This window comes from Acinetobacter sp. CFCC 10889, assembly GCF_003268395.1.
Lineage (GTDB): Bacteria > Pseudomonadota > Gammaproteobacteria > Pseudomonadales > Moraxellaceae > Acinetobacter.
Map to the genome: position 1 here is coordinate 1 of NZ_LQXQ01000076.1, position 13,262 is coordinate 13,262.

13 protein-coding genes and 3 pseudogenes are annotated in these 13,262 nt (G+C 37.8%); 9 read left to right on the top strand and 7 right to left on the bottom strand.

All coding sequences use genetic code 11. The features are described 5' to 3' along the window. From AVJ19_RS18770 to AVJ19_RS18780, 3 genes and pseudogenes are all read right to left on the bottom strand, one after another. Positions 1-794: pseudogene (locus AVJ19_RS18770) on the bottom strand (MBL fold metallo-hydrolase); the annotation flags it as partial. 2 nt (positions 795-796) lie between these two features. Next, on the bottom strand, positions 797-1,213 hold the full coding sequence (locus AVJ19_RS18775; RefSeq protein WP_111861123.1) for a DUF6691 family protein: 417 nt from the start codon (positions 1,211-1,213) through the stop codon (positions 797-799). Further along, entirely contained in the window at positions 1,214-1,630 is a 417-nt protein-coding gene (locus tag AVJ19_RS18780) for a YeeE/YedE family protein (RefSeq protein ID WP_111861124.1), read from the bottom strand. A gap of 111 nt (positions 1,631-1,741) precedes the next feature. Between AVJ19_RS18780 and AVJ19_RS18785 the strand changes: the two genes are divergently transcribed. After that, on the top strand, positions 1,742-2,068 hold the full coding sequence (locus AVJ19_RS18785; protein ID WP_111861125.1) for an ArsR/SmtB family transcription factor: 327 nt from the start codon (positions 1,742-1,744) through the stop codon (positions 2,066-2,068). Positions 2,069-2,159: 91 nt separating this feature from the next. On the opposite strand, the gene zigA is transcribed toward AVJ19_RS18785, so the two are convergent. From zigA to AVJ19_RS18800, 3 genes are read right to left on the bottom strand one after another with little or no spacing between them, the layout of a single operon-like run. Next, on the bottom strand, positions 2,160-3,392 hold the full coding sequence (gene zigA / locus AVJ19_RS18790; RefSeq protein ID WP_111861126.1) for a zinc metallochaperone GTPase ZigA: 1,233 nt from the start codon (positions 3,390-3,392) through the stop codon (positions 2,160-2,162). Beyond that, positions 3,385-3,816, bottom strand: coding sequence for a Fur family transcriptional regulator (locus tag AVJ19_RS18795; RefSeq protein WP_111861127.1), 432 nt, complete (start codon positions 3,814-3,816; stop codon positions 3,385-3,387). The genes zigA and AVJ19_RS18795 overlap by 8 nt, the downstream gene beginning before the upstream one ends. Further along, positions 3,809-4,555, bottom strand: coding sequence for a D-Ala-D-Ala carboxypeptidase family metallohydrolase (locus AVJ19_RS18800; protein WP_111861128.1), 747 nt, complete (start codon positions 4,553-4,555; stop codon positions 3,809-3,811). Before AVJ19_RS18800 ends, AVJ19_RS18795 begins: the two co-directional genes overlap by 8 nt. Before the next feature lie 175 nt (positions 4,556-4,730). On the opposite strand from AVJ19_RS18800, the gene cysS reads away from it, so the two are divergent. From cysS to AVJ19_RS18840, 8 genes and pseudogenes are all read left to right on the top strand, one after another. Then, on the top strand, positions 4,731-6,164 hold the full coding sequence (cysS, locus tag AVJ19_RS18805) for a cysteine--tRNA ligase (protein ID WP_111861129.1): 1,434 nt from the start codon (positions 4,731-4,733) through the stop codon (positions 6,162-6,164). A gap of 61 nt (positions 6,165-6,225) precedes the next feature. Further along, a pseudogene (gene fur / locus AVJ19_RS18810) lies at positions 6,226-6,641 on the top strand (ferric iron uptake transcriptional regulator). Positions 6,642-6,742: 101 nt separating this feature from the next. Next, positions 6,743-7,648 (top strand): GTP cyclohydrolase FolE2, encoded by a 906-nt coding sequence (gene folE2 / locus AVJ19_RS18815; protein WP_111861130.1) that lies wholly within the window; start codon positions 6,743-6,745, stop codon positions 7,646-7,648. Further along, complete coding sequence (gene hisI, locus AVJ19_RS18820; RefSeq protein ID WP_111861131.1) at positions 7,642-8,061, top strand: phosphoribosyl-AMP cyclohydrolase; 420 nt, start codon at positions 7,642-7,644, stop codon at positions 8,059-8,061. The genes folE2 and hisI overlap by 7 nt, the downstream gene beginning before the upstream one ends. 29 nt (positions 8,062-8,090) lie before the next feature. After that, positions 8,091-8,651, top strand: a complete 561-nt coding sequence (locus tag AVJ19_RS18825; protein ID WP_000619803.1) for a carbonate dehydratase — start codon at positions 8,091-8,093, stop codon at positions 8,649-8,651. Further along, on the top strand, positions 8,641-9,996 hold the full coding sequence (locus AVJ19_RS18830; protein WP_111861132.1) for a dihydroorotase: 1,356 nt from the start codon (positions 8,641-8,643) through the stop codon (positions 9,994-9,996). The genes AVJ19_RS18825 and AVJ19_RS18830 overlap by 11 nt, the downstream gene beginning before the upstream one ends. Before the next feature lie 36 nt (positions 9,997-10,032). Then, positions 10,033-11,949, top strand: coding sequence for a threonine--tRNA ligase (gene thrS / locus AVJ19_RS18835; protein WP_111861133.1), 1,917 nt, complete (start codon positions 10,033-10,035; stop codon positions 11,947-11,949). A gap of 6 nt (positions 11,950-11,955) precedes the next feature. Next, positions 11,956-13,041: pseudogene (locus AVJ19_RS18840) on the top strand (penicillin-binding transpeptidase domain-containing protein); the annotation flags it as partial. Between the two features lie 18 nt (positions 13,042-13,059). Here the strand turns inward: AVJ19_RS18840 and AVJ19_RS18845 are convergent. Continuing rightward, the coding region (locus AVJ19_RS18845) for a zinc ribbon domain-containing protein (RefSeq protein WP_162626656.1) at positions 13,060-13,262 on the bottom strand (203 nt) is incomplete at its 5' end.

Below are 13,262 nucleotides of genomic sequence, written 5' to 3' on the forward strand. Positions count from 1 at the left end.
ATTGATCTGTATCGAAGGTAAAATCAGTTTGGGCATACTTAAACCCGCATCGCGTTTATTACGCATTTCAACAAAATCATCTTTGGTCGTGCTATGGTGAATATGGATATTCTGATTTTTTGAGTATGAATATCCGTTTCACACATATAGGTATCGCGCTTTTCTGGCAAATAATCATGGCAGAGAAATACACGTGTTTTCTCAGGCAATTGATATAAGCTTTGTATTGAATCAAAAAGAATTGATGCGCTTCCCTTCGGGAAATCACAGCGTGCCGTACCATAATCTGGCATAAACAAAGTATCGCCCACAAACACGGCATCACCGATGACATAACTTAAGCAGGCTGGCGTATGTCCAGGAGTGGGGATGTTATATGCTTCGATTGAACCAATTAGAAATTGCTCATGATCATCAAACAAATAATCAAATAATTGTTGGGTATTCCACTGTTTGATATCCAAATAATAGATCGCAGAAAAGGTCTCTTGTACCGCAGCAATTCTCTTGCTCATGGCGATTTTTCCGCCTAATTTGGTTTTGAGATATTGTGCAGCAGTTAGATGATCGGCATGAACATGGGTTTCTAAGACCCACCCGACTGTTAAACCCTGCGCTTTGACATAGGTAATGATCTGATCGGCATGTGTGGTAGAAGTTGTGGCTGATGCAGCATCATAGTCCAGCACACTGTCAATAATTGCGCATGACTTAGTGGCTGGATCACTCACCACATAACTGAACGTATTGGTATCTTCATGAAAAAAATCTTTTACAACAGGTGAATTTGACATGATTAAGCTCCTGTCCACTTACGATGAAGCAAGATGCCTGCAAACATTGAGACAATAAAATACAGAACCTGATAATGCCCAAGACCAATCAAGGTAAAACTGGGTGCAGGACATATCCCAGCAATCCCCCAACCAATACCAAATAAAAGGCTGCCCGAGATCAATTTAAAATCAATTTTATGATTGCTAGGTAACTCAATTGGTTCATTAAATACGGTTTTAGGTGCCTGACTGCGTACCACCTTTTGAAAAGGAATAATTGCAATCATAATCGCCCCAATCATTACAAAAGCTAGGCTTACATCCCAATCACCAAACAAATCTAAGAAGTTTAGAACTTTTTCTGGATTGGACATCCCTGAAAGCATCAAACCTATAGAAAATAAACCGCCGAAAATGAAAGCAAGAAAATTCTTCATTTAGAAAGCTCCTGTGACATGGCGAATCATATAAACCGTAACAAATCCAGCGAACATAAAACTCATGGTGGCTAGAATAGAACGTTTAGATAAGCGGCTGATTCCACAAATGCCATGACCACTGGTACAGCCTGAACCTAGGCGTGTCCCAAAACCCACCAATAGCCCAGCAATGATCATCATCAACGGACTGGCATTCAATTCAATTTCTGGCTGAACAAATCGCCCATAAATGAAAGGTATAATGATCAAACCTGACATAAACCAAATAGCAGGTGTCTTAAATATCGTTTGAGGGTTTAGAATTTGTGCAACTAATCCACTAATTCCAGCAATACGACCATGTACATATAGGTAGCCAACTACAGCTGCACCTAGCAATAATCCACCCATAAAGGAAATCAAATAGTCATACATACAATTCAAATCACGCCAAACAATATACTTATTAATATTATATAATTAAATAATATACAAGTATTACTTTATTTTTTTGTATAATAATAAGATGATTTTTAGGATACGCTTATGAAAACCAATGAATTAAAAATGAAAATAGATCTTTCAAAAGTCGACCTTGTCACTGATTGTCTAAAAGTCTTATCGAATCCTGATCGTCTTAAAATTTTATGTGTCTTAATTGATGGTGAGCTGAATGTTCAACAAATTGAAAAAACCGCTCAGGTATACCAACCAACATTGTCCCAACAACTAACGATACTCAGAAAAAGTAAAATGGTATCGACACGCCGCGAAGGCAAACAAATCTTTTATCAATTTAGTGATATGAGAATATTACAAATCATGCAGACCCTATACGGTTTATATTGTATGAATGACATGGACTCGGACTAGAAATGTTAACTCCCTAAAAATATTTCACATTTGGAATAACAGACTCTTCTGCTAACTTTTCAAGCAAAAAAGTCTGTTACTTTTTTTCAAATCAATTATCTGAAGATTGCTCTAAGTTCTCCCACTCAGGAAATGGATTAACTATAAGTTTCCACTGCTCAGGTCCTCCTGCCATTTCCTCATCCGTCAGTAAACATTGGTCAAACTGTTGGATTAAACTCTGTTCATCCATATCCATTCCAATCATTACAATTTCCTGTCGTGCATCCCCAGTACGCTCATCCCAATTTCTGATGATTTCATCACGGCTTTGCTGATCCTCTGGCCAATGCTCGTCAGGAACCGTTGCCCACCAATAGCCGGCAACGCCATGTCTAGCCATTGCACCCGCTTGTGACCAAGAAGCAGCAAACTCTGGGTTTGAAGCCAACCAAAAATAGCCTTTCGAACGAACCACACCTTTCCATTCGGAATTGATGAAATCATAAAAGCGTTGTGGATGAAATGGACGTCTTGCGCGATACACAAAACTTTTAATTCCGTACTCTTCGGTTTCAGGTGTATGTTCCCCACGCAATTCCTTCAGCCATCCTGGGGCTTGAGAGGCTTCATTAAAATCAAAAAGCCCTGTATTTAAAACTTTATCTAAATTGACTTTACCAAATTCAGAAATTTCAATTTTTGCTCGTGGATTAAGTTTATTTAGAATTGCAAATAAACGTTGTTTATCATCCTCATTGATCAGATCTACTTTATTTAAGATGATGACATCACAAAACTCAATTTGATCAATCAACAGGTCAACCACAGTACGCTCATCTTGTTCACCCAACGACTCTCCGCGTTGTTGCAAACTATCATACGAGCTGTAATCTTTTAAAAAATTAAAGGCATCTACAACAGTCACCATGGTATCAAGTCGTGCAAACTCATTCAGTGACACACCATTTTCATCTTCAAAAGTAAAAGTTTCGGCTACGGGCAATGGCTCAGAAATTCCCGTTGACTCAATGACTAATTGATCAAAACGATACTCTTGAGCAAGGCGACGAACTTCTACCAGTAAATCTTCCCGCAAAGTACAGCAGATACAACCATTACTCATTTCTACCAGTTTTTCATCAGTACGGGAAAGTTCTGCGCCACCATCTCGTACTAAAGCAGCATCAATATTTACCTCCGACATATCATTAACAATGACCGCGATACGACGACCTTCGCGGTTATTTAAAATATGATTGAGTAACGTCGTCTTACCTGCACCGAGGAATCCCGACAGCACAGTTACAGGTAATTTGGCTGGAGTGGCTAAAAAATTATCCATTGGCTTTCTCACTTATCTTAATAAAAGGCTTGTTACGTTTGGAAAAACATAAAGCACATTGACCTAATAGCTCTAAACAATGATGTTTAGGGCTAAAATCCTGATGAACAAGTGATTGTTCAATCACTTGAGTAAACTGAGGTGAATCAAGAATTTGAACTGTCTGACACTCTGTACAAATTGTGACGAGTAAGTAATTTTGTTTATTTTTCAATTCATACGCTAAATATTTATTCAATGTATCAAGTCTAAGTATTAAGCCATAGCCTGACAGTTTTTTTAAAATACGATAAATTTGTACTGGAGATTGCAAGCCATAAGGTTTTACCTTTTCTAATAAAGCATAAGCACTTATTGCTTTCTGCTCATTTTGCAAAATTGTTAATACCCTTTGCTGTATCGCACTAAGTTTTAATTCACTCATCTACATTTCCTTTATCATTTCGATTAGATAAAAGCTGGGTGATACAGGGAGATGAGGTACTTCTATGATCCGGTCCCCATGTGCGATATCCAGCACTATCAATATGAATTTGACCAGAAGCATAGACTCCGAGTCCCATATTCAAGCGATCACCATTTTTGACCCAAAATTGACACAAATTTGTTTTTGTTTGCTGAATCGTTGTAAGTTCTTCTGGTATTGGCTGTTCTGGACCAATCCTAAAATCGAGTGCAGCATTAAAAACATGTCTGGAAGAATCTGCTCCTTTCGAACAACGATTTAAGGCATAGTTACGGTAAACAGAAGTGACTGTAAAATCATCAATCACATTGTCATTAATTAATTCCTTCAAAATATTTAAAGTCGGTACGATATTGTTCCAAATTTCTTGCGGTGGAATTTCATATTCAGATGCATGGCAGTTTTGCCAATCTCGCGCTGTTTGAAATAGTTCAAATTCAGGCACTACATTCTGCAAGTCTTGATTTTTTAAAAAAGATTGATAACGATGAACTTGATTTTTATTAAAAGGTTGAGATAACCAGTTCTGATAAGAAGCAGGTGTAATTTTCTGAAGTGTTGGACGAGACTGCACAGATTTATGTTTGAATGTGTCATCTTCTTCCGAAGAGTAGGGTTGCGAAACCAAATGCCGTATTGGTTTTTGACTACATGCGATAAGACAAAAAAGTACCCCGAAAATTAAAAAATGTTTCATTACTCATTTATACCCTAATATCACAGCTCTCAATCTTATTGAGATTGCTTCAGTATTTGTTATGTTATAACATAACAAATATATTTAAAAGCTGTTCTTCTTAATTTAAGTAGGCGGAATGAGATTTTATTTAATAATTTTTTGCAATTTATAGAGGGTTAATAAGGAAAAAATAATGTCTGATTTGTATGTTTATAACGCTGAAACTCGCTCAAAAGAGCACTTTGAGCCCATCGTAGTAAACGAGATCAAGCTCTATGTCTGTGGAATCACCGTTTATGACTACTGTCATATCGGACATGCCAGAACCATGATTGCATTTGATTTGATTGTGCGTTTTTTAAGATCACAGGGCTGGAAAGTAAAATACATTCGTAATATTACGGATATCGATGACAAGATTATTCAAAAAGCACAAGACAACCACGAATCCATCGGCGAATTGACGGATCACTTTATTCAAGCAATGCATAAAGATTTTCAGACTTTAGGCTGCCTCTCTCCTGATGCAGAACCTAAAGCAACTGATTCTATTCAAGATATTCAAACTATTATCCAAACCTTATTCCAAAAAAAATACGCCTATCAAACATCAAATGGTGATATTTATTTTTCCATTGAAAGCTATCCTGACTATGGACGATTATCTGGCCGAAAATTAGCACATATGCAAGCAGGCGCTAGCCAACGCATCAACATAGAAACTGAAAAGCGTCACCCTTTTGATTTTGTACTCTGGAAAGCTTCAAAACCCAATGAACCTTTTTGGCAATCGCCTTGGGGAAATGGGCGACCAGGTTGGCATATTGAATGTTCGGCAATGTCAATGTGTCATCTTGGCAGCCATTTTGATATTCATGGCGGTGGGGGTGATTTAATTTTCCCACATCATGAAAATGAAATTGCGCAGAGTGAAGCTGCAACTGGAGAAAAATATGTGAATTACTGGTTGCATACAGGCTTCATCAATGTCAATGGAGAAAAAATGTCGAAATCATTAGGTAATTTTCTCACCATCCGCGATGCATTCAAGTCTTATCATCCTGAAGTCATTCGCTTATTAATGATGAGTTCTCATTATCGGAGTCCTATTGATTTCTCTGATCATATTTTAAAAGATACACAAAAAGTATTGTCTCGATTCTATCAAGCAATTTACCACGCACAACCCTTTATCACATCAAAAGATGATGCTATTAAAACAGAACTAAATAGTAATCCTTTTATACAAAAATTTAACCAAGCCATGAATGATGACTTTAACACCCCTGAAGCACTCGTCATTTGTTTTGACTTATTGAAGCAGTTAAACATAGCCTTAAAAGAAGAGAGCCCAGAAAACGTTATTAAAAATTATCAGTTACTTCTTTGGATCGGCAATATTCTAAATATTTTTCAGTATGATCCTGAGAAAATATTAAAGCACTCAGCTAGTGAACAAGATTCACCCCTTTCCGAGCAGGAAATCCAAGAAGCGATTCTGGCAAGAAATACAGCACGAAGCAATAAACAATATGCTTTAGCAGATCAAATTCGACAGAAATTGCTTAAAAGTGGCATCCTTTTAGAAGATACCCAGACACAAACAATTTGGAGACTCAATCAATAATGAATGATGTTTACTTATTAAGATTCATCCTTCCCACCTTTATCAAATACGGATTACACATATGGCAATTAGCAATCAAGACCTGAGAAAAGCAGGACTAAAAGTCACTCTTCCGCGAATAAAAATTTTAGAAATATTGGAAAACTCAATTCCTCACCATCTGAGTGCCGAGGATATTTATAAAAACTATCGGAGCAAGATGAGGATGTTGGACTGGCAACGGTCTATAGAGTCTTAACTCAATTTGAAATGGCAGGTATTATTCAACGCCATAACTTTGATCACAATCATGCTGTATTTGAGATAAAGCAAAATACTTCGCCCGATCATCTTGTCTGTCAAGAAACAAACCAAATCATTGAGTTTAAGAATGAAGAAATTGAAAAATTGCTTCTAGATATTGCAACAAAGCATGATTTTCAACTCACAGGACATTCTCTGATCTTATTTGGATATTGTAGAAATTCAACTCAGTAAAATAAAAATCGACTATTTATCAGTTCTTATCACAAGCATACTAGAAATAACACCCATTAAGTGTTATGTTATAACATAACACTTAACATTTACTTTCAATTATGAATGCCTTGCAGCTCCCAGATGTCTCATCTGAACCTTTTCTGAATATGCATGCCTATCCTCTCGATTGGGTCGGAATGGAGAATATCGCCTTACCTATTCACATTCAAAATACACTGTGCGCAAGTAAAGTGAATGCCTATGTCAGCTTAGATGATCCTCAGGCTAAAGGTATTCATATGTCTAGACTGTATACTCGACTGCTGGAACTCCATGCCCTACCTGACCTAACTTTAAGTAAAATTTATCAAGTGCTTCAAGATTTTTTAGCGAGCCATACTGAGCTCTCTCAACAAGCCCGCCTTGATATTCAAGCGGAGTTTAATTTAGAACAACCTGCTTTAGTCAGCGCACTATCGGGCTGGAAAAGTTATCCATTTAGCTTATCCTGTAAGTTAAGTGAGCATACTTTTGAAGCAGAATTAGCAATAGAAATCACCTATTCCTCAACCTGTCCTTGTTCTGCTGCTTTAGCACGTGACCTCATTCAAAAAAGCTTTCAAGATGCCATTGATACAAAAAAAATAAATCCACAAAACACCGATGAAATTATGGCGTGGTTAGGTACAACAGATGCGATTGTAGCAACTCCACACAGCCAAAGAAGTTTTGCTCAGCTACGTTTTAACTTAGACCCTTGTTTACAGTCCATTCCAATTCGGCAATTCATTTCACATGCAGAAAAAGCCTTGACAACACCTGTTCAGACAGCTGTCAAACGCGTAGATGAGCAAGCATTCGCATTAGCAAATGGTCAAAATTTAATGTTCTGTGAAGATGCTTTACGCCGCTTATACCACGCATTTGTCAACTACTCAGGTATTTCAGGATTTAACTTCAAAGTCATCCATGCTGAAAGTTTACATGCTCACGATGCAGTCGCTCAGGGATCATGGCAATGGTAGGTTCAACAGTTTTTCTAGACATTGAACAAGGAAAGATGGGGCAATGTTATGAACTGAAAAGCATTATTGATGCTATTCCCTGGAACAAGGATGGACTAATCACTGCCATTGCCCAAGATGGACAAAGTAAAGATGTCTTAATGCTTGCTTGGATTAACCGTGATGCACTACTTGAAACCCTAAATACAAGACAGGTTTGCTATTGGTCTCGCTCGCGGAAGTGCTTATGGCGAAAAGGCGAAAGTTCAGGACATCGTCAAAAACTCATTGAAACCAGACTTGATTGTGACGGTGACAGCATCCTTTTTTTGGTCGAGCAAACTGGACCAGCCTGCCACACTAATCGCCCCAATTGTTTTTATCTTGGATTAAACACACAACACGCCACAATTTTAACTCAGCCCATTATTTAGCTAATTTATATAACATTGAAGACATTACCATGATTCGTAAAAATCCAACTGGTCATCTCCCTGTCATTGACCAATCCGCTTATATTGATCAGACCGCAATTATTTGTGGAAAAGTCATTATTGAAGCGAACGTATTTGTCGGTCCTTATGCGGTGATCCGTGCAGATGAAGTGGATGAAAATGGCGACATGCAACCCATCATCATTGGTGAAAATTCAAATATTCAAGATGGTGTTGTCATTCATTCAAAAGCAGGTGCACAAGTCACGATTGGAAAAAACTCATCCATCGCCCATCGTTCGATTATTCATGGTCCATGTGTGGTTGGTAACCGCGTATTTGTCGGCTTTAACAGTGTCTTATTCAACTGTAAAGTCGGTGATCATAGTGCCATCCGTCATAATGCAGTTGTCGATGGTCGCGATTTACCTGAATCATTTTATGTCCCTGCGATGAGCTATATCAATGCCCGAACCGACTTAAGCCTGTACCCACCGATCGATATTTCTATCAGTGAATTTTCTGAAAGTGTGGTGAGCACTAATATTGAGTTAGTACAAGGTTATAAGGCATTACAAAATGAATTTTAGACAACTCCCAAATCTCATCATACGTAATGCGAATATAGTTAATGAGGGGCAGCAACAAATCGGTGATGTCCTTATTCAGCAAGGCCGTATTCGTAAAATACAATCTAATATAACGGGTATCCACAATGCCAAGAGCATCGAGGCTGATGGCGCATGGTTACTCCCAGGCATGATTGATGATCAAGTCCACTTCCGCGACCCAGGCTCACCAAAAAAAGGGAGTTTTGCCTCAGAATCTTTGGCAGCTGCGATAGGTGGAATTACCAGCTTTATGGATATGCCGAATACCAATCCTGCTACATTGGACTTAACTGCACTACACGATAAAAAAGCAATTGCAGCTCAACATAGCATAGCCAATTATGCATTTCACTTTGGGGTAAGTGCACAAAATTTAGATATTGTTGAAGCGCTTGATCCTAAATTGGTTAGCGGCGTGAAAGTTTTTATGGGAGCATCAACGGGTAATATGTTGGTTGATGATCCAAAAATTTTAGAGCGCCTATTTGCGAATGTACCCACTATTTTATTAACACATTGCGAATCCACGCCCCGGATCAAACAGCTGGAAGAGTTTTATCGTGATAAATATGGCAAAGATATTCCAGCAAACTTACATCCTAAAATTAGGGATAAACAAGCCTGTTTTGAAAGCTCTCGATTAGCCGTATCACTCGCTGAGGAATTTGGTACACAGCTACATGTGTTGCATCTGACGACAGCAAAAGAGCTTTGCTTATTTAAAAATTTACCATTAGATAAAAAGCATATTACTGCTGAAGTATGTATACATCACTTAACTTTTGATGAGTCTGATTATGCAGATTTAGGACATTTAATTAAATGTAATCCAGCAATAAAAACTGCCAGTGACAAGCATACCCTCATTGATGCTGTCGCCAATAGTGAGCGTTTAGATATTATTGGCACAGACCATGCGCCGCATACTTGGCAAGAAAAACAGCAAACTTATTTTAATGCCCCTTCAGGGTTACCGCTAGTTCAGCATGCCTTACCCGCATTATTAGAATTAGTGGCAGATCAAAAGCTATCAATTGAAACGCTGGTAAGAAAAACTTCTCATCAAGTTGCCGATTTATTCCGTATTAAAGATCGAGGCTATATCCGCGAAGGCTATTGGGCTGATTTAGTCCTCATCTGCGAAAATCAGAAAAAACAATCAGTAGCTGAACAGACTAATTTTATGCGTTGCGGCTGGACACCCTTCCAAGAGAAAACGTTCCGCTATCTGGTGGATACAACCATCATTTCTGGTCAACTCGCATGGCACCAACAGCAACCTTATCTTAACTGTCAGGGTCAAGCCTTAGAAATTGACCGTTAATCTGCAATAACCCAACCTGTATTTAGACGACTCTACATGAATATCCAGCTTAATTTCCTTGGTTCAGCACAGCATCTTCAACTTGAGCAACCAATGTCGATTTTTGAAACCTTATCCCGTTTCAAAATTCAAGGCTATAAAAAAGCTTTTCTCGCCAAAATTGATGCTCATTTCGTTGATGTGCATCATGTCATCCAACATGACTGTCACATCGAACTTTTCAGTCTGAACGATGACAATAATTTAAATCTACTACGACACTCCTATGCTTATTTATTAGCACAGGCTGTCCATCAGTTATACTCTGCTGCTCAACCTGTAGAATATCAAATTACCAATCAAGGTATTTATTATGATTTCGCCGATACGCCGCATTTTAATCAGGATGATTTACAACACATTGAACTGAAAATGCATGAGTGGGTACAACAACATTTAGATATTCGCACTGAAAAGATTACAGCCGATCAAGCAGCTAATTTTTTTAAACAGCAAGATTTGGATTTTAAGTATCAATACTTAAAAAATACGAGTAACTCAAGCGACTTATTTTTCCATCAAAATAATGATTTCTCAGACGTTTACTTATATCCACTTGTTCCAAATACTGAATTTTTAGAATATTTTAAAGTGACTCATGTTTCTGGTGCATATTGGCAAGGCGACGCTACACAACCGATGTTACAGCGGATTTATGTCACATGTTGGGCTGACCAAAAACAATTAAAAAAACATTTAAAGCAAGTTGAAGAAGCCGCAAAACGAGATCATCGTAAATTAGCACAACAACTTGATTTACTACATTTTGATGATAAAGCACCAGGTGCCGTGTTCTGGCACGCGAAAGGATGGAAATTATTTCAGTTATTATCAGATTATTTACGCCAGCAACAAGATGATGCGGGTTATATCGAAGTTAATACTCCCGATGTCATGGATCGTGAACTTTGGGAAATTTCGGGACACTGGCAAAACTATCAGCAGCATATGTTTACCACCGTCACTGAAGATCAGCGAAGTTATGCACTTAAGCCTATGAGTTGTCCTGGCGCAGTTTGTCTATATGCACATGAATTAAGAAGTTATCGTGACTTACCATTACGTATGGCGGAATTTGGTAAAGTTCATCGCTATGAGCCATCTGGATCTTTACATGGATTAATGCGTGTTCGTCATTTTACCCAAGATGACGCCCATATTTTTTGTACTAACAGCCAGCTTTTATCTGAATGTAAAAATACAATTGCCCTCATTTATAAAATTTATGAGCAATTTGGCTTTAATGAAGTTTCGCTTAAATTATCGACAAGGCCTGATCATCGTGTCGGCACGGAAGAAATTTGGGATTTCTTAGAAAATACACTAGAACAATCTCTCGAACAGCTTAATATTCCTTATACATTAAATATCGGTGAAGGTGCATTTTATGGCCCTAAACTTGAATTTACCTTAAAAGATGCCATTGGTCGTGAATGGCAATGCGGAACAATTCAGGTTGATTTAAATTTACCAGAACGTTTTGATATTCATTACATTGATGAAAATAATGAAAAACAACGGCCTGTGATGTTGCACCGTGCTTTATTTGGATCTCTTGAGCGCTTTATTGGTATTTTGATCGAGCATTATATGGGGCACTTCCCATTTTGGCTTGCACCTGTCCAAATCGCAATTTTACCGATTACAGATGCACAACATGATTACGCCAAACAAGTCCAAGAATCACTTAAACAGAATGGCTTTAGGGCAACATTAGATTTAAGTCAATCGAAATTGAACTATAAAATCCGTGAAAATACGCTACAAAAAATACCTTATCTGATCATTGTTGGGGAGCAAGAAATGCAACAATCATCTATTCGAATACGTGCGCAAAATGGGCAAGATTTTGGGGATATCCTGATTACAGATCTGCATGATTTCTTTACGACTCAAGCACATTTTGTGAATTGATTGCTTATGTGGCATCAAACACATAATCAGGTTAAAAATTTACAGCAGGAAAAGAAGATTTTTAACCTGAGAATCTATTTTGCAATGGCTCTAGTGGGAATTTGTCTTGCTGTCTTGATCATTAGATATGGTTATTTGCAGCTCTATCAGCATCAACATTTTCAAACTATCTCAGAATCTAACAGAATTCGTTTACAGTCAATCCCACCTGCGAGAGGAAATATTTACGATCGTAATGGAATATTACTCGCCCATAATTATCCTATTTTTTCAATTACTGTAAATAAAGCTCAATATCCAAAAATTAACAATTTAATCAATAATTTACAACCAATATTAAATTTATCAGCAGAAGATATTGGACAAGTTCAAAAACGTTTTAAAGATGCACGAAAAACTGACCAAGTCACCATTAAATTCCATCTTACTGATGAAGATATTGCACGATTTAGTGAAGTTAAATATCAATTTCCTGATGTTGAAATTGCAACCCAAATGACACGAATTTATCCTTATGATGATTTGTTTGCTCATTTAATTGGCTATGTGGGACGAATTAATGATAAAGAACTAAAAGTTATTGATAAAGATAAATATGCAGGTACAAACCTGATTGGTAAAATCGGTATAGAAAAATTTTATGAACAACTTTTACATGGGCAAAAAGGTCATGAATCTGTTGAAGTCAATGTACATGGGACAGTTTTAAAACATTTAGAACATCAACCTGCAATTCGTGGCAATGATCTCTATCTTTCACTTGACTTTCATTTACAAAAGTTTGCATCGGAACAACTTGCACAGAAACGTGGAGCGATTATCGCATTAGATCCTCGTAATGGTGAAGTACTGGCAATGGTATCTAGCCCAAGTTTTAATCCGAATTTATTTGTGACGGGTATTAGCCATAAAGATTATAACAATCTCAATGAGAATCTTGATCAACCATTATATAACCGAGCATTACAGGGGACTTATCCACCAGCATCAACAATTAAACCTATGGCTGGATTGGGTGGTATTCATTATGGCTATATTGACTGGAATACCAAAATTTTTGATCCTGGCTATTTCCAAATCCCTGGTGATAGTCTTGACATCCTCCCCGACCTAAAGGACGGAGATTCCTCCTGCGAGACGCTCATGTCCGAGCGCAAGAATATTCAGTGCGGCATTTATATCCCGATCCCATGAGCTACCACACTCACAACACTGCCATTCTCTTATTCCTAAGCCTGCTCTACCTTTCGGACTACTGAAGCGTGAGCCACAGCACGAACACGTTTGGGTGGTATACGCTTCATTGACTTCTT

Coding starts and splice junctions, on each gene's coding strand:
- folE2 (WP_111861130.1), top strand. CDS start 6,743: ATGAATGCCTTGCAGCTCCCAGATGTCTCATCTGAACCTTTTCTGAAT.
- AVJ19_RS18830 (WP_111861132.1), top strand. CDS start 8,641: ATGAATTTTAGACAACTCCCAAATCTCATCATACGTAATGCGAATATA.
- AVJ19_RS18780 (WP_111861124.1), bottom strand. CDS start 1,630: ATGTATGACTATTTGATTTCCTTTATGGGTGGATTATTGCTAGGTGCA.
- zigA (WP_111861126.1), bottom strand. CDS start 3,392: ATGGATAATTTTTTAGCCACTCCAGCCAAATTACCTGTAACTGTGCTG.
- AVJ19_RS18775 (WP_111861123.1), bottom strand. CDS start 1,213: ATGAAGAATTTTCTTGCTTTCATTTTCGGCGGTTTATTTTCTATAGGT.
- thrS (WP_111861133.1), top strand. CDS start 10,033: ATGAATATCCAGCTTAATTTCCTTGGTTCAGCACAGCATCTTCAACTT.
- AVJ19_RS18800 (WP_111861128.1), bottom strand. CDS start 4,555: ATGAAACATTTTTTAATTTTCGGGGTACTTTTTTGTCTTATCGCATGT.
- AVJ19_RS18785 (WP_111861125.1), top strand. CDS start 1,742: ATGAAAACCAATGAATTAAAAATGAAAATAGATCTTTCAAAAGTCGAC.
- hisI (WP_111861131.1), top strand. CDS start 7,642: ATGGTAGGTTCAACAGTTTTTCTAGACATTGAACAAGGAAAGATGGGG.
- AVJ19_RS18825 (WP_000619803.1), top strand. CDS start 8,091: ATGATTCGTAAAAATCCAACTGGTCATCTCCCTGTCATTGACCAATCC.
- AVJ19_RS18795 (WP_111861127.1), bottom strand. CDS start 3,816: ATGAGTGAATTAAAACTTAGTGCGATACAGCAAAGGGTATTAACAATT.
- cysS (WP_111861129.1), top strand. CDS start 4,731: ATGTCTGATTTGTATGTTTATAACGCTGAAACTCGCTCAAAAGAGCAC.